The 21,343-nt window shown below is 62.4% G+C and carries 15 protein-coding genes; 6 read left to right on the top strand and 9 right to left on the bottom strand.

Annotated elements, in window-relative coordinates:
• Positions 1-14: 14 nt before the first annotated feature.
• Positions 15-1,826, bottom strand: a complete 1,812-nt coding sequence (gene lepA, locus GSQ88_RS07350; protein ID WP_159006724.1) for a translation elongation factor 4 — start codon at positions 1,824-1,826, stop codon at positions 15-17.
• 215 nt (positions 1,827-2,041) lie between these two features.
• Here lepA and GSQ88_RS07345 point away from each other — a divergent pair, with 215 nt between their 5' ends.
• Positions 2,042-3,667: a glycosyltransferase family 39 protein gene (locus GSQ88_RS07345; RefSeq protein WP_159006723.1), complete on the top strand. Its 1,626-nt coding sequence runs from the start codon at positions 2,042-2,044 to the stop codon at positions 3,665-3,667.
• A gap of 111 nt (positions 3,668-3,778) precedes the next feature.
• On the opposite strand, the gene GSQ88_RS07340 is transcribed toward GSQ88_RS07345, so the two are convergent.
• The 5 genes from GSQ88_RS07340 to GSQ88_RS07320 form a co-directional block, all read right to left on the bottom strand.
• Entirely contained in the window at positions 3,779-4,108 is a 330-nt protein-coding gene (locus tag GSQ88_RS07340; protein ID WP_159006722.1) for an HPr family phosphocarrier protein, read from the bottom strand.
• Positions 4,105-4,506, bottom strand: a complete 402-nt coding sequence (locus tag GSQ88_RS07335) for a PTS sugar transporter subunit IIA (protein ID WP_100385355.1) — start codon at positions 4,504-4,506, stop codon at positions 4,105-4,107. The genes GSQ88_RS07340 and GSQ88_RS07335 overlap by 4 nt, the downstream gene beginning before the upstream one ends.
• A 130-nt stretch (positions 4,507-4,636) precedes the next feature.
• Complete coding sequence (locus tag GSQ88_RS07330; RefSeq protein ID WP_159006721.1) at positions 4,637-5,164, bottom strand: HPr kinase/phosphorylase; 528 nt, start codon at positions 5,162-5,164, stop codon at positions 4,637-4,639.
• A complete protein-coding gene (locus tag GSQ88_RS07325; RefSeq protein WP_159006720.1) occupies positions 5,161-6,978 on the bottom strand; it encodes a sensor histidine kinase in 1,818 nt (605 codons plus the stop codon). The genes GSQ88_RS07330 and GSQ88_RS07325 overlap by 4 nt, the downstream gene beginning before the upstream one ends.
• Before the next feature lie 145 nt (positions 6,979-7,123).
• Positions 7,124-7,825: a response regulator transcription factor gene (locus tag GSQ88_RS07320; protein ID WP_159006719.1), complete on the bottom strand. Its 702-nt coding sequence runs from the start codon at positions 7,823-7,825 to the stop codon at positions 7,124-7,126.
• 216 nt (positions 7,826-8,041) lie between these two features.
• On the opposite strand from GSQ88_RS07320, the gene GSQ88_RS07315 reads away from it, so the two are divergent.
• From GSQ88_RS07315 to GSQ88_RS07300, 4 genes are all read left to right on the top strand, one after another.
• Positions 8,042-8,779: a HugZ family pyridoxamine 5'-phosphate oxidase gene (locus GSQ88_RS07315; protein ID WP_159006718.1), complete on the top strand. Its 738-nt coding sequence runs from the start codon at positions 8,042-8,044 to the stop codon at positions 8,777-8,779.
• Between the two features lie 128 nt (positions 8,780-8,907).
• Positions 8,908-11,526: a CHAT domain-containing tetratricopeptide repeat protein gene (locus GSQ88_RS07310; protein WP_159006717.1), complete on the top strand. Its 2,619-nt coding sequence runs from the start codon at positions 8,908-8,910 to the stop codon at positions 11,524-11,526.
• A gap of 383 nt (positions 11,527-11,909) precedes the next feature.
• Entirely contained in the window at positions 11,910-13,526 is a 1,617-nt protein-coding gene (locus tag GSQ88_RS07305) for a phosphoenolpyruvate carboxykinase (protein WP_159006716.1), read from the top strand.
• A 441-nt stretch (positions 13,527-13,967) separates the two neighbouring features.
• Positions 13,968-16,211, top strand: coding sequence for a TonB-dependent receptor (locus GSQ88_RS07300; protein WP_210253769.1), 2,244 nt, complete (start codon positions 13,968-13,970; stop codon positions 16,209-16,211).
• A 30-nt stretch (positions 16,212-16,241) separates the two neighbouring features.
• Here the strand turns inward: GSQ88_RS07300 and rocF are convergent, their stop codons facing one another.
• The 3 genes from rocF to GSQ88_RS07285 form a co-directional block, all read right to left on the bottom strand.
• Positions 16,242-17,231 (bottom strand): arginase, encoded by a 990-nt coding sequence (rocF, locus tag GSQ88_RS07295; RefSeq protein ID WP_159006714.1) that lies wholly within the window; start codon positions 17,229-17,231, stop codon positions 16,242-16,244.
• 15 nt (positions 17,232-17,246) lie between these two features.
• Positions 17,247-18,068, bottom strand: a complete 822-nt coding sequence (locus tag GSQ88_RS07290; RefSeq protein ID WP_159006713.1) for an acyl-CoA thioesterase — start codon at positions 18,066-18,068, stop codon at positions 17,247-17,249.
• 121 nt (positions 18,069-18,189) lie between these two features.
• On the bottom strand, positions 18,190-20,718 hold the full coding sequence (locus GSQ88_RS07285) for a glycogen/starch/alpha-glucan phosphorylase (RefSeq protein WP_246735112.1): 2,529 nt from the start codon (positions 20,716-20,718) through the stop codon (positions 18,190-18,192).
• 254 nt (positions 20,719-20,972) lie between these two features.
• On the opposite strand from GSQ88_RS07285, the gene GSQ88_RS07280 reads away from it, so the two are divergent.
• Entirely contained in the window at positions 20,973-21,206 is a 234-nt protein-coding gene (locus GSQ88_RS07280; protein ID WP_174247949.1) for a hypothetical protein, read from the top strand.
• Positions 21,207-21,343: the final 137 nt, after the last annotated feature.

The raw sequence follows: 21,343 nt of genomic DNA, 5'->3' as shown, positions 1-21,343 counted from the left end.
ACGGAGCCAAGAGCTCAGCTATCGACCTTCAGCGCGGCAATAAAAGCTTCCTGCGGGATGTCGACCTTGCCGAACTGCCGCATCTTCTTCTTGCCTTCCTTCTGCTTCTCCAGAAGCTTGCGTTTGCGCGTGATGTCGCCGCCATAACACTTGGCGGTGACGTCCTTGCGCAGCGCGCGCACGGTCTCGCGCGCGATCACCTTGCCGCCGATCGCCGCCTGGATCGGAATCTGGAACATGTGCGGCGGGATCAGCTCCTTCATCTTCTCGACCATGGCGCGGCCGCGGCCTTCGGCGCGCTGGCGGTGTACCAGCATCGACAGCGCGTCGACCGGCTCGTTGTTGACCAGGATCTGCATCTTGACGAGGTCGGCCGGCTTGTAGTCGGTCAAATGATAGTCGAACGAGGCATAGCCCTTGGAGACCGACTTCAGACGGTCGTAGAAATCGAACACCACCTCGTTGAGCGGCAAATCGTATTTCACCATCGCGCGGGAGCCGACATAGGTCAGTTCCTTCTGCGAGCCGCGGCGGTCCTGGCACAGCTTCAAGACGCTGCCGAGATATTCGTCGGGGGTGAGAATGGTGGCCTCGATCCAGGGTTCCTGGATTTCGGCGATCTTCACCACGTCGGGCATGTCGATCGGATTGTGAATCTCGATCACCTGTCCGTCGGTGAGGCTCATTTTGTAGATCACCGACGGCGCGGTCGCGATCAAATTGAGATCGAACTCGCGAGACAGCCGTTCCTGGATGATCTCCAGGTGCAACAGTCCGAGGAAGCCGCAGCGGAAGCCGAAGCCGAGTGCGGCGGAGGTTTCCATCTCGAACGAGAAGCTGGCGTCGTTGAGCCGCAGTTTGCCCATCGCCGCGCGCAGCGTCTCGAAATCGTCGGCATCGACCGGGAACAGGCCGCAGAACACCACCGGGATCGCCGGCTTGAAGCCGGGCAGCATTTCGGTGACCGGCTTGCGGTCGTCGGTGATGGTGTCGCCGACGCGGGTATCGGCCACTTCCTTGATCGCGGCGTTGATGAAGCCGATCTCGCCGGCGCCGAGCTCGTCAACCTGCGTCATCTTCGGCGTAAAGAAGCCGACCCGCTCGATATCGTAGGCGGCGCCGGTGCCCATCATGCGAATGCGGTCGCCCTTCTTGATCGTGCCGTCGACCACGCGAATGAGCACCACCACGCCGAGATAGACGTCGTACCAGCTATCGACCAGCAGCGCCTTCAGGGTCGCGTTGCGGTCGCCCTTCGGCGGCGGCAGGCGGGTGACGATGGCCTCCAGCACGTCGGGCACGCCGAGGCCGGTCTTGGCCGAGATCATCACGGCTTCGGAGGCGTCGATGCCGATCACGTCCTCGATCTGCTGCCTGACCTGCTCGGGTTCGGCGGCTGGAAGATCGACCTTGTTGAGCACCGGGACGATCTCATGGCCGGCGTCGAGCGCGTGATAGACGTTGGCGAGCGTCTGCGCCTCGACGCCCTGGCTGGCATCGACCACCAGCAGGGAGCCCTCACAGGCCGCCAGCGAGCGCGAGACTTCGTAGGCGAAGTCGACATGGCCCGGCGTGTCCATCAGATTGAAGATGTAATCCTTGCCGTCCTTGGCGTGATATTTGAGCCGGACGGTCTGCGCCTTGATGGTGATGCCACGCTCGCGCTCGATATCCATCGAATCGAGCACCTGCTCCTTGCCCGCCATTTCGCGATCGGTCAGGCCGCCGGTCATCTGGATCAGGCGATCCGCCAAGGTCGATTTGCCATGGTCGATATGGGCGACGATGGAGAAGTTGCGGATGTTGGAAATAGGGGCAGTTGTCATGGGCGCGGGATAGCATTCGCACCCCGCTGCGGCAACCGGAATGCGGCTTTTTAGGGCCATATCCCGATCAGGTGGCGGCGGATTCCCGCTCGGAACAGACGCTTTCGCGTTTGCCCGGAGATGGCCTGATTCAGCGAGGTTGAATTAGAGTTGTTGTTGCCCATCTTCACGGCAAGCTGATTCCACTTGGCGCCAAAACACGCTACGCACAGGCCATGTCGACTGCATCCATTTTACCCGCGACGTCGCGTGCGCGCCGCAGGCCCAGTGTCCGGCGATTGGCGGCCTTGCTCACCGCCTCGGCGTCGAGCCGCAAGGCGGGCCCGTGGCTGGTGGTCGGTTTCGCGCTCCTGCATGCGATGCTGTGGACGTTGATCCTGATCCAGCTCAAGGCGGCGCAGGACATTCATTTCGATGTCGCCGAGGCCTATGCCTGGGGGCAGAAATTCCAGCTTGGTTACGGCAAGCATCCGCCGTTGTCGGGATGGGTTGCGGGCCTCTGGTTTCAGGTCTTTCCGGTCGCCAACTGGGCCACTTACGCGCTGGCGATGGCAACCGTCTCTACCGGCCTCGTGATCTCGTGGTTCATTGCGCTGCGCGTGGTCGATCGGCGCCGCGCGTTTTTCGTGGTGCTGATGCTGGCGCTCTATCCGATCTTCAATTTCAAGGGCTTTAAATACAATCCGGACCTGCTGCAGTTGGTGACGCTGCCGCTGGTGGTGCTGGCCTATCTGCAGGCGTTCGAAAAGCGCACCGTGCGCGCCGGGCTGTGGCTCGGGCTTGCCGGCGCGCTGGCGCTGATGACGAAATACTGGGTGCTGACCATGATCGGCGCGGTCGGCATCGCCGCGCTGATGCATCCGGACCGATGGCTGTTCCTGCGTTCGCCGGCGCCGTGGGTCGCGATCGGCACGCTGGTGGTGGCGATGCTGCCGCATCTATGGTGGCTGAAACAGGTCGACTTCGCACCGCTGTCCTATGCCGGCGACATCTATTCGCTGACCGACCGGGCGCAATGCCTTCAGCTTGTCATCGGCTATGTCGCTCACAATCTGGCGCTGCTCGCAGCCCCGATCGCGCTGGCGGCGCTGCTGCTGGTCCTGACGCCGGGGTGGTGGACAAGTTTCAAGCGTCAACCGTCGTCACTGGTGACGCGGACCTGGTCGCGGGGACCGAACCAGGCCGTCAATATTTCGCAGGCCCTCAATGTCTGGATCATCCAGATCGTGGTCGCGATCGGGCCGGCGCTCGGCGCGCTCGCCTTCATCGTCTATTTGAAGACCGACTGGGGGATATCGCTGTTTTTTCTGACGCCGCTGGCGCTGGTGGCGATCCCTTCGCTGCGCATTCCGAAGATCGCAGTGTTTTACCTGGCCGCGACCTGGCTTGTGATCACGCTCGCAACGCTGGCGGCGGCGCCCCGGATCGCGGCGCTTGAAATCGCCGATAATCCCAACGGCGCGTCAGGCTATAGCGCCCGTTCCGAGCTTGCCCGCGAGCTGACCCAGACCTGGCACGAGCGCTTCGGCTCGCGCTGGCCCATCGTCGCCGGCACCACCGAGATCGGCGAGCCGATGACGTTCTACAGTCCGGATCATCCATTGCCGTACACGCCGGGCGAGACCTGGTCGTCGGGATTGACCTCGCTCGAGGAGGCGAGGCGGCTCGGCTTCATCGGCATCTGCGATAGGTCGGATTACCGGATCAAGACCTGCGAAGCTTGGATGGAGGCGAATGCCGCCGGCGCCGAGAATCTCGTGATGATGACGCAGCGATTCTTCCACGGCCATTCCGGCCCGTCGACCACCTGGAAAGTCTATATCGTGCCGCCGGGAAAATAGAGCGTTTTCCAGCGAAGTGGACACCGGTTCGCTTGAAGAAAACGCGTCAAAATAAAAGTCTCTAGCGGTCAGGTGTGGCGTCGCCAGCTCTTGCGCCGGCGACCGCGCCGGTCACATATTTTCTTCGTGGAATTTGTCGGCCACCAGTTGGGTGATCGCGGCGAGCGCCGCTTCGGCTTCAGGGCCGGCCACGGAGACCGTGATCGATGTCCCCGGTCCCGCCGACAGCATCATCAATCCCATGATCGAGGTGCCGCCGACCGTCTCATTACCGCGGGTGACCCAGACCTCGGCTTTGAAGCGTTCGACCATCTGAACGAATTTTGCCGAAGCGCGCGCGTGAAGGCCGCGCTTGTTGATGATGGGGAGTTCTCGAGACAGCGCATCCGGCGGGACAATTGGCCCGGCATTATTTTCGGGCGGCGCGTCGTCCTCGCTCATTTGCCGGCGAGCACGCGGCTGGCGATGGTGACGTATTTGCGTCCGGCTTCCTGGGCCATCGAAATGGCGTCGGGAAGCGAGCGCTCTTCGCGAACCTTGGCAAGCTTCACCAGCATCGGAAGATTGATGCCTGCGAGCACTTCCACTTTCGGACGGCTCATACAGGAGATCGCAAGGTTCGACGGCGTGCCGCCGAACATGTCGGTCAGGATCGCGACGCCATCACCACTATCGACGCGGTTGACCGCCTCAATAATATCGCTTCGACACAAATCGGAGTCGTCTTCGGCCCCGATCGTGACAGCTTCAATTTGTTTTTGCGGACCCATGACGTGTTCGAGCGCCGCCTTGAACTCGTCGGCAAGGCGCCCATGGGTCACAAGCACTAGACCAATCATCGGAAACTCCTCGTGGGTGCTTTTTGGTGCACCGCACGAACGCGCCACTTTGACCATCCAGAGCCCCCGCGCAAGAGGGGATCTTTGCGTTTCTCCCGGAAATTGGCCTTGCAAGGGGAGGCTGCGCCGGTCATTCGGTCGCGATACTGGGCCTGATATGGTTACTAATTCCCTTCACGCAATCGGTCGAAAGCGAGGAGGTCGGGGTACCTTCGGTTGTCGTCAATGCCGCCGCAATCAGTGGCAGCGCTGTTAAGCCCGATCCAACCGGTATTCGTGGTATCTTGACACCTTTAATGCTGATTTGGAGCGCGTCCGGCGCTGGCAGGCGCTCGGCATCGACGGCCGCCAGGTCGACCACCAGGCCGACGATGGCCTGCGCGGTGAAGTCGCAGCGGCGGATGCCGAGCCCGCGAATCTCGATCAGGCCGGCCAGCTGCGGCACGGGCTGGACCAGCAATTGTCCGTCGCAGGCGAGGAGATGAACGCGGTCGTCGCCGACCAGTACCGCGGCGGGGATCTGCCCCGAACGCCCGGCCAGGATGAGTTCGAACGCCAGCCGCGATTTGCCGGCCCCCGACGGCCCGCGAATCAGGACCGCGCAATCACCCACCAGCACCGCGGATGCGTGGACGCTGGCTGCGCCGGCGTCCGTCATGGCGCCGGCAGCCGGACCACAAAGCGTGCGCCGGCCACCGTGGCCTCGCCATCGGGATCGGCGGGGCCGGCGCGATTTTCCGCCCAGATGCGGCCGCCATGGGCTTCGATGATCTGTTTCGAGATCGAAAGTCCCAGTCCGGAATTCTGCCCAAAGCCCTGATGCGGCCGGTCGGTGTAAAAGCGCTCGAAGATCCGCTCCAACGCATCCTCGCGGATACCTGGCCCGTCGTCGTCGACGACGATTTCGATTTCCGCTCTGACGCGGCGGCAGACGATGCGCACCTTGCCGCCGGCATTGGAAAACGACTGGGCGTTGACCAGCAAATTGGAGATCACCTGCCCGAGCCGCGAATCATGGCCGGGCACCGAGAAGGTATCGCCGGGACTGCGCCCTTCGAAGCGGATCTGGACGCCGACATCGTGGCCGAGCTTGGTTTCGTTGGCGACCGTCGTCAGGGTGCCGAGCAGGCGTCGAACGTCGACCGGCGCCATATCCTGCCGCTGCAGTTCGGCGTCGAGCCGGCTGGCATCCGAAATGTCCGTGATCAGCCGGTCGAGCCGTTTGACGTCATGCTCGATTACCGCGAGCAGGCGCGATCGGCTGTTCTCGTTGCGCGCCAGCGGCAGCGTCTCCACCGCGGAGCGCAGCGACGTCAGCGGGTTCTTCAATTCATGGGCGACATCGGCGGCGAACATCTCGATCGCCTCGATGCGATTATACAACGCGTCCGTCATGTCGCGGAGCGCGCCGGAGAGATGGCCGATTTCGTCGCGGCGGCGGGTGAAATCGGGAATCTCGACACGGGTACGGATACGGCGGCGAACCCGCTCGGCGCTGTCGGCGAGCCGGCGTACCGGTCCGGCGATGGTGCTCGCCAACAGCAATGACAGCACGATCATGACCGCCGCGGCGACGCCGCCGACTTTCAGGATCGCGAGCCGCTCCGCGGTGACCATCGCATCGATGTCGCCGCCCTGGGTCGACAGCATCAGCGCGCCATAGACTTCGCGGAAGCGCTGCACCGGCACCGCGACCGAGACGATCACCTCGCCGCGCTCGTTGATGCGGACCTGGCTGCCCTTCTGGCCATCGAGTGCCTCGGCGACCTCGTGATAGCCCTTGCCGTTTTCCAATCCGAGATCGCGGTAGATCGGCAGGTCGCCGCGATTGAGCCAGGTCCGGATCGCGATCATGCTGCGTTCGAGAAGGCCCGGCCGCTCTTCCGGCAACGCCGGCAGCTCGAAGCGAAACACGTCGCCCTTGCCGTACAGGCTGCGGCTATCGAGGATCATCCCGCCATCGCGGTCATAGATTCGGGCGCGGGTATTGGTCGGCGACACCAGCCGCCGCAAGACCGGCGCCACCCGCTCCGGATTGATCGGAAAATCCAGCCCGGAATATTCGTCCGGAGCGCCGTAGGTTTCGCCGGTCTTCAGGTCGGATAGCCGGTCGGGATCGATCGTGATGGTGTTGGTGTCGACGGTCGCGGACGCCGCGATCGCGCCCGCGATGATCTCGGCGGATACCTGCAGGCTTTGCGCCCGGGCGTCGATCAGGCCGGCGCGGAATTGCGAGAGGTAGAGAATGCACGCCACCAGCGCGACGAGGCCGGCGAGATTGAGCGATACGATGCGGCGGGTCAGACTGGAAAACGACAGCGCCAGGAAAAACTGACCGACGCGGCCGAGCCAGCCCAACAGCATTTGCAAGCCCCGGGGGCGCGGGGCGTCAACGGCAGCCGGATCCGCGGCGAGCGACGCGGCTGCGTCCTCGTCATTCAAATTTGGATCAGACAGCGTTCGATCGAGCAATGGCTGAACTGCCGGTTGTTTCGAAACGTCCCCGCGGCGCGCCTGGCGCCTCGCATCTTGCCGCGCATCCTATCCGAGACGGACCGCGGCGTCAGCCGGCAATGCGCGCGGCCTGCGCGCGCAAGCCGTCAGGTTTCTTGCAAGATCAGGTTTCCTTGAAGCGGTAGCCGACACCGTACAGGGTTTCGATCATCTCGAAATCGTCGTCCACGACCTTGAACTTCTTGCGCAGCCGCTTGATGTGGCTGTCGATGGTGCGATCGTCGACATAAACTTGATCGTCATAGGCCGCATCCATCAGCGCGTTGCGGCTTTTCACCACGCCGGGCCGGGTGGCCAGCGCCTGCAGGATCAAGAATTCCGTCACCGTCAAGGTCACGGCTTCGTTCTTCCACGTGCAGGTGTGACGCTCGGGATCCATGCGCAACAACCCGCGGTCCAGCGCCTTGGCGTCGGTCTCCTTGGGTGCCGCGGTCGGATCTTTCGGCGCGGCGCGGCGCAGCACGGCCTTGACGCGCTCGACCAGCAGGCGTTGCGAGAACGGCTTGCGGATGAAATCGTCGGCGCCCATCTTGAGGCCGAACAATTCATCGATTTCCTCGTCCTTGGAGGTCAGGAAGATCACCGGCAGATCCGACTTCTGTCGCAACCGCCGCAGCGTCTCCATGCCGTCCATGCGCGGCATCTTGATATCGAGGATGGCGAGATCGGGTTGGCTGGTGCGAAAACCATCGAGTGCGGAAGCGCCATCCGTATAAGTCATGATACGATAGCCTTCGGCTTCGAGAGCGATCGAGACCGATGTCAGAATGTTACGGTCGTCATCGACCAAGGCGATTGTGGGCATGAGCCTGCTTTCGAAAAAACGGTGTGGCCGGAACGGCGAGCTATCCAGCGATGCGCCGCATCAGTGGCTTCGAACACGGTCTACGAGCAATGCAAGCTGGGCTGAAGTGTGACCGAGTTCCACAAACGCCGGAAACCGTCCGGCACTTCCAGCTCAATGTACACTAGTTTAGCTCAAAAAGGGCTCGTTTTGCAATGAGATACCGAGAAGTGATCGATGCAGCCCCCAACCGACTTTAACCCTGTCAAACTGGCCCGATCCCTGCTCCGGCGCAGCCGGCAGGGGGCCCTGGCGACCCTGATGGCCGGCAGCGGCGACCCGTATTGTTCGCTGGTCAATGTCGCAAGCCACGCCGACGGCTCGCCGATTCTGTTGATTTCGCAGCTGGCGCTGCACACCAAAAACATCCTCGGCGATGCCAGGGTCTCGCTGATGCTGGATGAGCGGGCCGCGGGCGACCCGCTGGAGGGCGCCCGGATCATGCTGGCGGGCCGTGCGGAACCTGCAGGGTCGGAAGACGCGGCCGCGCTGCGCCGGCGCTACCTCAACGCCCATCCGTCGGCGCAAGCCTTTGTTGAATTTAAGGATTTTTCGTTCTTTCGGATTCGTCCCCTGGGCGCCCATCTGGTGGCTGGGTTCGGTCGGATCGTGGATCTCCAGCCAGCGCAGTTCCTTACCGAACTTTCCGATGCGGCCGCGCTGCTGGAGGCCGAGCAGGGCGCCGTCGAGCATATGAATGAAGATCACCGCGAGGCCATGAATCTGTACGCGACAAAGTTGCTCGGGGCGGCGCCCGCGGATTGGCATTGCACCGGGTGCGACCCTGACGGGATCGACATGCAAGCGGGTGACAAGACCCTGCGGCTGGATTTTCCGGAGCGCGTCACCAACGGCAACGAACTGCGCAAGATGCTGGTCCGGCTGGTGGGCGAGGCGCGCCAGGTTTTGAGCTAACGCTCGCGAAGCGCGTCCCGACCGGCTGTCGACCAGGCCGGAACATTGAACGGACGCGAAGGTTCACGCGACCCATCTCACGATCCAGGTAGCGCCCTCCGCGCCGTCGAATGTGAGACGAACCCCGCATGACATCCGGCAATCGGTTGGCTCTGATGACAGGGCTGGCGCTGATCACGAACGCCTGTCTCGGCACTTCGTCTTTCGCGCAGAAGAGCGACACCGCCGCGCTCAGCGCCCGGATCAGCGAACTCGGCCGCGCCGGAAAATATTCCGAAGCCATCCCGTTGGCGCAACGCCAGGTCGCAGACCTCGAGAAGTCCTCTGGCCCGGTCAATCGCGACCTCGCGGGCGCGCTGAACAATCTGGCGCTGCTCTATGGCAACCAGGGTCAGGACGGCGACGCCGAATCGCTCTACAAGCGCGCGCTCTCGATCCTGGAAAAAACCGATGGCCTCGATCGCGTCGGGATCGCGCCGGAACTGAACAATCTCGCAGCGTTGTATGAACGGCAGGGCCGCTACGTCGAGGCAGAGCCCTTGTTCAAGCGCGCGCTGGCGATCCGCGAAAAGGCGCTCGGGCAGGCCCATCCCGATGTCGGGCAATCCCTGAATAATCTGGCGACGCTCTACGAAAGACAGGGCCGCCATGCTGACGCCGAGCCGTTGTTCAAGCAGGCGCTGGCGATCTACCAGAAGGCGGCAGGCCCGGATCATCCGGCAGTGGCGACGCTGCTCAACAATCTCGGCCAGGTTTACAAGGTCGAGGGACGTGCTGGCGATGCCGAACCGCTGATCAAGCGCTCGCTCGCGATCCGCGAGAAGGCGCTCGGCCCCGATCATCCCGATGTCGCGCGATCGCTGAACAATCTCGCTGAACTCGATGAGCGCGTCGGCCGCCCGGCCGAGGCCGAACCGCTATATCAGCGGGCGCTCGCGATCCGTCAGCGTGCGCTGGGACCCGATCATCCCGATGTCGCGACCTCGCAGAACAATCTGGCTTCGTTTTATCAGGGCCAGAAACGAACCATTGAGGCCTTGCCGCTGGTGCAACAGACGATCGCCAGCGGACGCGCGCAGCTGCGCGTGGCGCTTCCGGTATTGTTCGACGCGTACGCGTGGCAGTTGGTCTCGGTCGAGAAGGCGTCGGACGATGCCTTGAATGCGATCCAGCGCGGGACCCAATCTTCAGCCGCATCCGCGGTCAACAAGCTGGCGGTTCGGCTCGCCGCCGGCACCGATCGCCTCGCCGAACTGGTTCGCAGGGATCAGGATCTCGCCGCGGAAGCCGAGGCGCTGGACAAGGCGATCGTATCGGCGGTCTCGCAAGGCGCGGCGAAGCGCGATGCTGCCGCCGAGCAGCGCAGCCGAACTAGGCTCGCTACCATCGCAACCGAACGCGCTGGCCTGCAGAAAACCCTGGCAGCCGAGTTCCCCGATTTCGCGGCGCTGTCCAACCCGTTGCCGATGACGGTCAAGGAAGCGCAGTCGCTGTTGTCGCCTGACGAAGCCCTGGTGCTGTTCGCTGTGATCGACAGCGAGAGCTATGTTCTGGCGATGACCCGGGATGGCTTCGCGTGGCGGCGGTTGCCGCTTGGCGCGGAAGCCATGTCGCAGAAGGTCGCTGCGTTCCGTCGCGGGCTTGATCTCAACAAAATCGGCAAAGGCGATCCGTCCGGCCGTGCCGGACTATTCGATCTGACGCTCGCCAATGAACTTTATGCGGCGCTGCTGGGCCCGGTTGAAGCCTTGGTCAAAGACAAGCGCGGGCTTCTGGTGGTGCCCTCGGGAGCACTGACAGCGCTGCCATTCTATCTGCTGGTGACGGAAAAGCCGCCGGCCGCGATTCCGGAAACCTTTGACGGTTATCGCGAGGCGGCCTGGCTGCTCAAGCGCCAGTCGGTATCGGTGCTGCCGTCGGTGGCGAGCCTGAAGGCCCTGCGGGCGTTTTCGCGCAAGGATCAGGGCATCAAGCCGATGATCGGCTTTGGCGATCCCCTGTTTAATCCAGCGCCGGGCGGGACCGGCGATCAACGTGCCGCGACCACACCGGATACGAAGTCCGCCACCCGTAGTGCGACGTCGGCTGCCTACACCGATTTCTGGCAAGGCGCAGGCGTCGATCGCGCCATGCTAGCGCAAGCATTGCCGCAACTGCCTGATACGGCCGACGAGTTGAAAGCGGTCGCGAGGGATCTCGGGGTCGCCGCCTCCGACATCCATCTCGGTGCCGACGCCAGCGAAACCACCGTCAAGCATGCGCCGCTGGCCGATTACAGCATCATTTATTTTGCTACCCATGGCCTCGTCGCCGGTGACGTGAAAGGGCTGGCCGAACCGTCGCTGGCGCTCAGTATGCCGGAACATCCTTCGGAACTCGATGATGGCCTGCTGACGTCGAGTGAAGTGGCGCAGCTAAAACTCAATGCCGATTGGGTCGTGCTGTCGGCCTGCAATACGATCGCGGGCGACAAGCCTGGTGCTGAAGCCCTTTCAGGCCTGGCGCGCTCTTTCTTTTATGCGGGTGCGCGGGCGCTGTTGGTATCGCATTGGGCGGTCAGTTCGGAAGCGGCGACGCGGCTTGCAACGTCCACGTTCGATCGCCTCAAGGCCGATCCGAAAATGGGCCGCACCGAAGCGGTGCGTCAGGCCATGCTTGGCTATCTCAACGACAAATCGTCGCCGCGGAATGCCTATCCGGCATTATGGGGGCCATTTGCGCTGATCGGCGAAGGCGCGGCGCGTTAGAGCATGATCCGGAAAAGTGGAAACCGGTTTTCCGAAAAGATCATGCTCAAACAATAGACTAGAGCGGGATGACGATTCGAAGATAAGTCATCCCGCTCTAAGGGATTCGATTGTGCACAGCAGCAAAGTTACCCGGGCGTGACGGAGTGTCGCGCGGCCCGGTAGATGCGTACGCCGGGCACCGCAGCAAGCATTTCTGCGGCATATCCGGGCTGCGCTGCAATAAACCAAAACTCGAGGGATCGGCTTGGCAAGGACGGCGTTCATCAGTATTAGGTCGCCGGACCGTAGCCGGGAGGCTATATTGATCGATGATCACCGCGACAGGAGCGCGTCTAGCTGCATTCGCGCGATCGAGATACGCGGGTTCGAGGAGGTTCTACGTGCAAGAGACGGGCGTGCATAACGGTGCCTTCGGTGCCGACAAATTCGGCTTAAAGAATCTCAAGGGCGTCAATTGGAATTTAGGCGCGCCGCAGCTCACCGAGTATTCGGTGCGAGCCGGCGAAGCCGTGCTTTCGGCCGATGGCGCGCTGTGCGCCGATACCGGCGAGTTCACCGGCCGCAGCCCAAAGGACAAGTTCACCGTTCGCGACGCCACCACCGACAAGAATATGTGGTGGGCCGGCAATCAGTCGATCACCTCGGAGCAGTTCTCGACGCTCCATGCCGATTTCCTGAAACATGCCGAAGGCATGGAACTATTCGCGCAGGATCTCTATGGCGGCGCCGATCCGACCCATCGGATCAAGACCCGCGTCTTCACCGAGCTTGCCTGGCATTCGCTGTTCATCCGCACGCTCTTGATCCGCCCCGAGGCGTCGGAACTTGCGAGCTTCGTGCCCGAGCTCACCATCATCGATCTGCCGAGCTTCAAGGCCGATCCCAAACGTCACGGCTGCAAATCCGAGAACGTTGTCGCAATCGATTTCGCCCGCAAGATCGTCCTGATCGGCGGGTCTTATTATGCCGGCGAGATGAAGAAGTCGGTGTTCACGACGCTGAATTATTACCTGCCCGAAAAGCGCGTGATGTCGATGCATTGCTCGGCCAATGTCGGGCCCAACGGCGATTCCGCGATTTTCTTCGGCCTGTCCGGCACCGGCAAGACCACGCTCTCGGCCGATCCCAAACGCACGCTGATCGGCGACGATGAGCACGGCTGGGGTGAGGACGGCATCTTCAACTTCGAAGGCGGCTGCTACGCCAAATGCATCAAGCTCTCCGCGGAAGCCGAGCCGGAGATTTACGCCGCCAGCAAGCGTTTCGGCGCGGTGCTGGAAAACGTGGTGCTGGACAAGCACACCCGCACACCTGATTTCGACGATGGCTCGAAGACCGAAAACACCCGTTCGGCCTATCCGCTCGATTTCATTCCCAACGCCTCGCGTTCCGGCCGCGCCGGACATCCGAAGAATCTGGTGATGCTGGCCGCCGACGCCTTCGGCGTGATGCCGCCGATTGCCAAGCTGACGCCGGCGCAGGCGATGTACCACTTCCTGTCCGGCTACACCGCCAAGGTGGCGGGCACCGAGCGCGGCCTCGGCAACGATCCCGAGCCGGAATTCTCGACCTGCTTCGGTTCGCCGTTCCTGCCGCGCGATCCCAGCGTGTACGGCAACCTGCTGCGCGACCTGATCGCCAAGCACAACGTCGATTGCTGGCTGGTCAACACCGGCTGGACCGGCGGCAAATACGGCACCGGCAAGCGCATGCCGATCAAGGTGACACGGGCATTGCTGTCGGCGGCGCTCGACGGTTCGCTGCGTAACGTGGAATTCCGCACCGACAAATATTTCGGCTTCGCGGTGCCGACCGCGCTGCCGGGCGTGCCGGCCGAAATTCTCGATCCGGTCAAGACCTGGGCCGACAAGGCCGAGTTCGACAAGACCGCGCGCGCGCTGGTCGGCATGTTCCAGAAGAACTTTGCCAAGTTCGAAAGCCACGTCGATGCCGATGTCCGCGCCGCCGCGCCGGACGTCAAGCTCGCGGCGGAATGACGAAATAGGAAAAAGGGCGGCTCTGCGAGCCGCCCTTTTTCTTTGCAGGTCATCCTGCGCGTTTACTAAGCGGCTGAATCGTCGATCGCGGCTTGGCTTCAACTAAGAATTATATTCATTCTAAATTTTGATTAGATCGATTCCAGTCGTGCTTTTGAAGTGCGACGGAATACCGCGCCTCCGCGTTGGTTCTCATGCTGTCGGAGAATTCGATCTCCGCGGTTTGGGGGACCTATGTCGGCGTTTGACGCTATCTCTGTCGTAAAAATTGCATCCGGCGATTGTCGCCCTTGTTCGGAGCTGATCGTCTCCCGCGCGGCGACGACAGCGTTGCCATTCAACCATCACCGACGCAGCAGCAGGCCGTATCAAAGCTCGGCGGCCGTTCTCACGCCAATGATCGTGGCGGGTTTGCTATATCTCGTGAATCCGCACGCCGCGATGGCGCAAGCCGATGCTACGAGCGACCTGCCGCCGGTCGTGATCGCCGATCCCGGAAAAAAGCCCAAGCGTGAGGTCGCCAAACGTGTCGTTTCAAAACGCGCGGTCGCAAGTCGTGGCGTCGGCCGCACCAACCAGCCTGTGCAGGAGGCGCCGGTGGCCGGGGCGGGCGCTCCCACGCCGGCTGAGGCGGCGCTGGATCGAAAGATGCAGGGCTTCGATCAGTCGCGGGATCATATGCTGCCCAAATTGGGCGCGTCGTCCTACACGATCGACCGTGCCGCGATCGAGGCCGCGCCGCAGGGTGATAATACCCCGGTCGACAAACTGGTTCTGCAATTCCCCGGCGTGAACTACGATTCGGCCGCCTCCAATCCAAACTTCCACGTTCGCGGCGAATACGCCAACGTCCAGACCCGGATCGATGGCTTTGTGCTTCCGGAAGGCGTGTCGGGTCTCGGTCCCGTGATCGACACCAATTTCATTGGCAGCCTGTCGCTGCTGACGGGCACGTTGCCGGCCCAGTATGGTGGCCGCACCGCGGGCATCCTCGATATCACCAGCCGAAGCTTTTCCACGCCCGGCGGCAGCGTCAGTATTTATGGCGGCAGCCAGGGAACGATTACGCCGAGTTTCGACTATGGCGGTGGCGTTGGCGGCACGCAGTATTTTTTCTCCGGCCGCGGCAACTGGAATAACCTCGGGATCGAAAATCCGACCTCGTCGATCAATGCGATCCACGATCACACCGATCAGGGCAAGTTCTTTGCCTACGTGTCGACCGCCATCAACGACACACAGCGGGTGAGCGTGATTTCGGGAGCCTCCTACAGCGCGTTCCAGATACCGAACAATCCCAATCAGCCGGTATTCCCGGATTCCAACGGCATTTTGCCCAATGGTCTCGGTTTGACCACCCTGAGCAATCTCGCAAATACTGCAAATTCGTCAAACCTCAACGAGCGAGAAATCGATCAGTACTATTACAATATCGTCGCGCTTCAATCGCATGGCGAACTGATCGACAGCCAAATCTCGGTGTTCTCCCGCTATGCCAACGTTCATTTCATTCCCGACGTGACCAACGACCTCATCTTCAATGGTGTTGCCTCCGATGTCACCCGCGCCAGCCAGATGTACGGGACGCAATTCGACGCGTCGTACGATGTGAACAGCGCGCACACGTTGCGGTTCGGTTTCATGGTGACCGCGGAGAAGACCGACGTTTCCAACATATCGACCGTATTCAATGTCGATCCCGACAGTGGTAACCCCACGGGAGCTCCGTTCACCGTTTCCGACACCAACAAATTGCTGGGCTGGAACATCGGCACCTATGTGCAGGATGAGTGGAAGCTGACCAATCAGCTGACCTTCAATTACGGCATTCGCTTCGATCAATTGTATCAGTTCGTCGACGCCAACCAGTTCAGTCCGCGCGCGGCATTCGTGTACAAGCCGTTCGACGGCACCACCCTCCATATCGGTTACGCCCGTTACTTCACGCCGCCGATGCAGGCGCAGGCGACGCAATCGAACCTCGCGCTGTTTGCCAACACCACCAACCAGCCGGACCAGACCAATAACGATCCGGTGCTCCCGGAGCGTTCGCATTATTTCGACGCCGGCATCGACCAGACGGTGATTCCGGGCCTGACAATCGGCTTCGATGCCTACTACAAGATCGCCACCGATCTGATCGACGACGGCCAGTTCGGCCAGGCCGTCGTCCTCACCCAGTTCAACTGGGCCCATGCCTATAGCGAGGGCGCGGAAGCCAAGGTCAAATACCAGAACGGCAACTTCAGCGCCTATGCCAATATCGCCTTCAACATCACCAGGGCGACCGATCCGGTTTCGAACCAGTATCTTCTCGACAGCGATGAATTCGCTTTTCTCCTCAACAATTATCACTACACCGACGACATGCAGATGTGGACGGGCTCGGCGGGTGCGGCCTACCGCTGGAACCAGATGCTGTTCTCCGTCAACATGAAGTATGGCAGCGGGCTGCCGACGGGTTTCGCCAACTCTTCGTTCGACGAGCCCTACACCACGTTCAATCTCGGCGTCGCGCGCGAGATTCAAGCCTTGCCCGGGGCCAAGCCGCTGACGGTGCGGTTAGATGTCGTCAATCTGTTCGACAAGACCTACGAGCTCCGCGACGGCAGCGGCATCGGCGTGTTCGCGCCGCAGTTCGGCGCGCGCCGCGGTTATTATGTCGGCCTGTCGCAGAAACTATGAAATGCGCGGGTCGCGCGGCCCAATGGGCCTTCACCCCTCGTCCGGCAATATCGCGTTGCTGGGCGTCGGCCGGTCGGTGATCTGGTCGCCGAACAGGCTGCCGATCAGTTCGACCGCGACCCGCGCGGTGCGGCCGCGTTCGTCGAGGAACGGATTGAGTTCGACGATATCAGCCGATCGCACCAGGCCTGAATCGTGCAACAGCTCCATGATGAGATGGGCCTCGCGATAGGTCGCGCCGCCCGGCACCGTGGTGCCAACCCCGGGTGCTACCGCGGGGTCCAGGAAGTCGACGTCGAAGCTGACATGCAGGACGCCGTTGCGGGCCTTGACCCGTTCGATCACCTTTCGGATCAACACGCCGACGCCGAACTCATCGATCGCGCGCATGTCGGCGATCGCAACGCGGCGATCGCGCACCAGGTTCTTTTCCAGAGGGTCGATCGAGCGGACCCCGAACAAATCGAGTTGATCGGGCGTGATCGAAGCCCGCGGCTGGTCGCCGAGCAGCCCATCGAGGCCGGGCTCGCCGCACAGGAACGCCGCCGACATGCCGTGCATGTTGCCGGTGATGGTGGTCGCCGGCGTGTTGTAGTCGGCATGGGCATCGACCCACAGCACGAATAGCGGCCGTTGCTGCTGCTGCCAGTAGCGCGCGACGCCGTTGACCGATCCCATCGACAGGCTGTGATCGCCGCCCATGAAGATCGGGATCGCACCGCTGCCCGCGATCTGAAAGGCGCGCTCGCTCAGTGCGCGAACCCAGGCTTTGATCTCGTCATAATATTTCGCGTTCGCGGGCGATGGATCGCTAGGTGAAACCTGGGTGGCGGCTTTGCCGGGCGTGGCCAGATCGCCATGGTCTTCGACGGTCAGGCCCAGTTGCTCGAGCACCCGCGCGATCCCCGCGGTGCGCAGCGCCGCAGGTCCCATCAAGGTGCCGGCCTGCGACGCCCCGATCTCGATGGGGACGCCGAGCAAGGCGATCGTGGGATTATTGTTTGTGTCGGCGTCAGGCATTTGTATGAACCGGCTTTACGCCTTGAAATACGCGATCTGCGTCGTGGTTGCCAGCAGGCGTCCGCCCGGCGACCATAATTCGCCGTTCTGGTCGCCATAGCTCCGATGGAAGATCTTGGCGTCGGCGACCGCGAGGACGCGGGTGATGTCCTCCGCGGCGAGGCTTTCCAGATCGGTGTGGAAATAAGTCGTCAGCGAGACCGTGCCGAACGGCACCAGTTCGCTTCGGACGTGGAAGATGCGGGCAAAGAACGCATCCGACATCGACATCAGTGACAGCGCGTCGATCTTGCGCGGCGTGCGGTCGCCGATCCACAATTTGGACTGTGCGCTGCCCTGCGGGGCCGGCGACGAGGAGCCGAATTTCGGCTCGCCCTCGACAAAGCGGAAGTCGTATTGCTTCACCCACGACGCTGCGATTTTTGAGGGATAGGGCAGCGTTTGTTCAAAGGGGCTCGCCTGCGGAAGCGTAGCCGGCTGATGCGACCACGACGGACGGCGTTCGGCGAATACGGCGGTCGCCAAGGTCACGACGCCGGCGCTGCCTTGCGTCATCTCGACCGACCAATGCTGCGAGGAGCGGTTGGCCTTGACCAGCCGAATGTCGAGGTCGAATGCGCCTTGCACGACCGGCGCGCAGTAATTGACGGTGAGGGCCAGCGGGTCGCCTGCGCGTTGCGGGTGATCGATCAGCGCCCGCAGGATGGCGGCGGCGGTAGCACCTCCGAACTGGCCGACGAACGCCCAGTAATCCTCGCCCGCGCTGCCCTGCCAACTGGAATCGCCAGCGGTGATCCGGGTGGCGTCGTCGAACAGATGTGGAGCTTTCGTCAGCATCGGAGGTTCCGGGGGGCATGGGCGTTAGTCGTCATTGCGAGCGAAGCGAAGCAATCCAGGGGCTGCAAGCAGGAACTGGATTGCTTCGTCGCTTCGCTCCTCGCAATGACGGATTATGATTTCACCGCGTCCCGCGCTGCGCGGTGGGCTCGTGCAAGGCTGCGGGCTGTGTCCCGTTCACCGGCACGTTCCAGATCTCCTCGGCATATTCGCGGATGGTGCGGTCCGACGAGAACCAGGCCATCCGCGCCACATTGAGAATGCTGGCCCGGGTCCATGCCGGTACCACCTGCCAGCGCGCGTCGATGCCGCGCTGCGCCTCGTAATAGGAATCGAAATCCGCACTGACCATGTAGTGGTCGAGATAGCGCAGCGCGTGCGCGATCGATTCGAACCGGCCGGGATCGTCGGGCGAAAACTCGCCGCCGCCGATCGCGTTGATGGCGCGCGAAAGCTGCGGCGAGCGCCGGATCACGTCGGTCGCGTCCAGGCCTTGTTTGCGCCGAACCACCACGTCCATCGCTTCCATGCCGAAGATTGCGATGTTTTCGGCGCCGACGTGATCGCGGATCTCGATATTGGCGCCGTCGAGCGTGCCGATGGTGAGCGCGCCGTTGAGCGCGAGCTTCATGTTGCCGGTGCCGGAGGCTTCCATGCCCGCGGTCGAGATCTGTTCGGAGATGTCGGCGGCCGGGATGATGATTTCGGCGAGGCTGACATTGTAGTCGGCGAGGAACACGATCTTCAGGCGCCCGGCGACCACTGGATCGTTGTTGACGATTTCGGCGACGTCGTTGATCAGCTTGATGATCAGCTTGGCATAGCGGTAGCTCGCCGCCGCCTTGCCGGCGAAGATTTTCACCCGCGGCACCCAGTCGCGCTGCGGCTCGTCGCGGATCGCCTGGTACAGCGCCACCGCTTCGATGATGTTGAGCAATTGGCGCTTGTATTCGTGGATGCGCTTGATCTGGACATCGAACAGCGCCGCCGGATCGACCCGTACGTTGAGGCGCTCGCCGATCAGCCGCGCCAGCGCGATCTTGTTGTGATATTTGACGGCGCGGAATTGCTGCTGGAACACAGCGTCGCTGGCGCGCGCTTCGAGCAGCGAAAGCTGCGAGGGGTCGTCGAGCACCGCCTCGCCGCAGGTCTGGCGCAACAGGTCGGTCAGCTTCGGATTGGCCAGCGTCAGCCAGCGGCGGAAGGTGATGCCGTTGGTCTTGTTGGTGATGCGGCCGGGGTAGAGATGATTGAGGTCGTGAAACACCGTCTCTTTCATCAGGTCGGAATGCATCGCCGAAACCCCGTTGATGCGGTGCGACCCGACAAAGGCGAGCTGTCCCATCCGCACCTTGCGCCCCGACCTCTCGTCGATCAGCGAGACCGAGGCGCGGAAATCGATGTCGCCGGGACAGTGTTGTTCCGCCAGCGCCAGATGCGCGACATTGATGCGGTAGATGATGTCGAGGTGCCGCGGCAGCAGGCGCTCGAACAATTCGATCGGCCAGGTCTCGAGCGCTTCCGGCAGCAGCGTGTGGTTGGTGTAGGACAGCGTCGCCACCGTGATCTGCCAGGCCTCGTCCCAGCGAAAATTATGCAGGTCGACCAGGATGCGCATCAGCTCGGTGACGGCGAGGCTCGGATGGGTATCGTTGAGCTGCACCGCGGCCTTGGTCGCCAGGCTGCGCAATTGTCCGTCCGAGGCCAGATGGCGATCGACCAGGTCCTGCAGCGAGGCCGAGACGAAGAAATATTCCTGGCGCAGCCGCAGCTCGCGTCCGGCCGGGCTTTCGTCGTTCGGGTAGAGGAATTTGCAGATCGATTCGGCGCGGGCTTCCTCGGCGACGGCGCCGAGATAGTCGCCGGTGTTGAACACGTCGAGCTTGAGCGGGTCGGGCGAGCGCGCCGACCACAGCCGCAAGGCGTTGACGTGCTGGCCGCGCCAGCCCACGATCGGTGTGTCATAGGCGACCGCCTGGATGGTTTCCGCCGGATGCCAGATCACGCGCTCGCGGCCCTTGGCGTCGGTGACGCGTTCGACGCCGCCGCCGAAATGGATGTGGTGGATCACGGCCGGCCGCTGGAATTCCCAGGGGTTGCCGAAGCCGAGCCATTCGTCGGGATATTCGTGCTGCCAGCCTTGCGCGATGATCTGGCGGAACAGCCCGAAATCGTACCGGATGCCATAGCCGATGGCGGGGATCGCCAAGGTCGCCATGCTCTCCATGAAGCAGGCGGCGAGCCGCCCCAGGCCGCCATTGCCGAGCGCCGCATCCGGCTCGCATTTGCGCAAGTCCGACAACGCCACGCCGAGATCGCCCAATGCGGCCTCGAACACCGGCAACAGGCCCATATTGTTGAGCGCATCGGTGAAGAGACGACCGATCAGGAATTCCAGGCTGAGGTAATAGACGCGCTTGCGCCCGGCGTCGTAGCTCTTCTTCTCCGCGGTGAGCCAGTGGTGCACGATGCGGTCGCGCAGCGCCAATGCTGCCGCCTTGTACCAGTCGTGCCGGGTGGCCATGCCGGCGTCCTTGCCGATCGCCAGCCGCAGCTTGGCCAGGATCGCGCCCTTGATCTCGGCCAGCGCCAACTCATCGATGGGCTCGCCGAGCGCCGGGAAATGTACCGGGGGAGTTTGATCTGACAAACGCTCGATCCCTTGAACTGAAGTCTCGTGAACCTGAAGTGCCCCAAACCCGAAGCACCTCTTCGAAATGATACGCGTCTTGCATCGGGATCGAAACCCGCTACAGGTCTCGTTGTGCAATGCATGCATGGTTTTTATGCAAATACCGGGCCGATTTACCACCATCTGCGTCTGCCGCTTTGATGATATAGACCCGTAGCAAGGCCGCGATATCGCGCGATAATTCGGGAGGCTTGGTTCAGGGAGGTTTGCGCATGAGATTGATCATCGAGATTGCCGCCGCCGCACTGCTGGTATGCTGCATCAGCGCCTCAAGTGCTGCCTTCGCCACCGGTGGCAAGATCGGCCGCAGCGCCGACGGCCTGAGCTGCGCCTTCAGCGTTCCCGCCAACGCCTCCCCCGCAGCCCGCTGCGCCGCGATCAAGCGGCAGTGTGGCGGAAAATTTTCGGCAAATTATTGCGGCGACAGACTGCTGTCGGCGATGTGAGGCGCGGGTCTAAATTCATCGTCGTCCCGGCCTAGCGCGCGATTGCGCGTAAGGGGCCGGGACCCATATGTGGACGGCCCCCGTGCCACAAGAGTTTTTTTCAGGGTCTGATCGGATCGCTTGCATCCATATGTCCG

Origin of the sequence: Bradyrhizobium sp. S69, assembly GCF_009766005.1 — a bacterium.
GTDB lineage: Bacteria > Pseudomonadota > Alphaproteobacteria > Rhizobiales > Xanthobacteraceae > Bradyrhizobium.
This window is presented reverse-complemented; position numbering and strand designations above follow the sequence as displayed.

Bases quoted from the DNA above. Each gene is read 5' to 3' on its own strand.
- GSQ88_RS07315 (WP_159006718.1), top strand. From the start codon at position 8,042: ATGCAGCCCCCAACCGACTTTAACCCTGTCAAACTGGCCCGATCCCTG.
- GSQ88_RS07310 (WP_159006717.1), top strand. From the start codon at position 8,908: ATGACATCCGGCAATCGGTTGGCTCTGATGACAGGGCTGGCGCTGATC.
- GSQ88_RS07340 (WP_159006722.1), bottom strand. From the start codon at position 4,108: ATGAGCGAGGACGACGCGCCGCCCGAAAATAATGCCGGGCCAATTGTC.
- GSQ88_RS07280 (WP_174247949.1), top strand. From the start codon at position 20,973: ATGAGATTGATCATCGAGATTGCCGCCGCCGCACTGCTGGTATGCTGC.
- GSQ88_RS07335 (WP_100385355.1), bottom strand. From the start codon at position 4,506: ATGATTGGTCTAGTGCTTGTGACCCATGGGCGCCTTGCCGACGAGTTC.
- lepA (WP_159006724.1), bottom strand. From the start codon at position 1,826: ATGACAACTGCCCCTATTTCCAACATCCGCAACTTCTCCATCGTCGCC.
- GSQ88_RS07320 (WP_159006719.1), bottom strand. From the start codon at position 7,825: ATGCCCACAATCGCCTTGGTCGATGACGACCGTAACATTCTGACATCG.
- GSQ88_RS07300 (WP_210253769.1), top strand. From the start codon at position 13,968: ATGGCGCAAGCCGATGCTACGAGCGACCTGCCGCCGGTCGTGATCGCC.
- GSQ88_RS07345 (WP_159006723.1), top strand. From the start codon at position 2,042: ATGTCGACTGCATCCATTTTACCCGCGACGTCGCGTGCGCGCCGCAGG.
- GSQ88_RS07330 (WP_159006721.1), bottom strand. From the start codon at position 5,164: ATGACGGACGCCGGCGCAGCCAGCGTCCACGCATCCGCGGTGCTGGTG.
- rocF (WP_159006714.1), bottom strand. From the start codon at position 17,231: ATGCCTGACGCCGACACAAACAATAATCCCACGATCGCCTTGCTCGGC.
- GSQ88_RS07290 (WP_159006713.1), bottom strand. From the start codon at position 18,068: ATGCTGACGAAAGCTCCACATCTGTTCGACGACGCCACCCGGATCACC.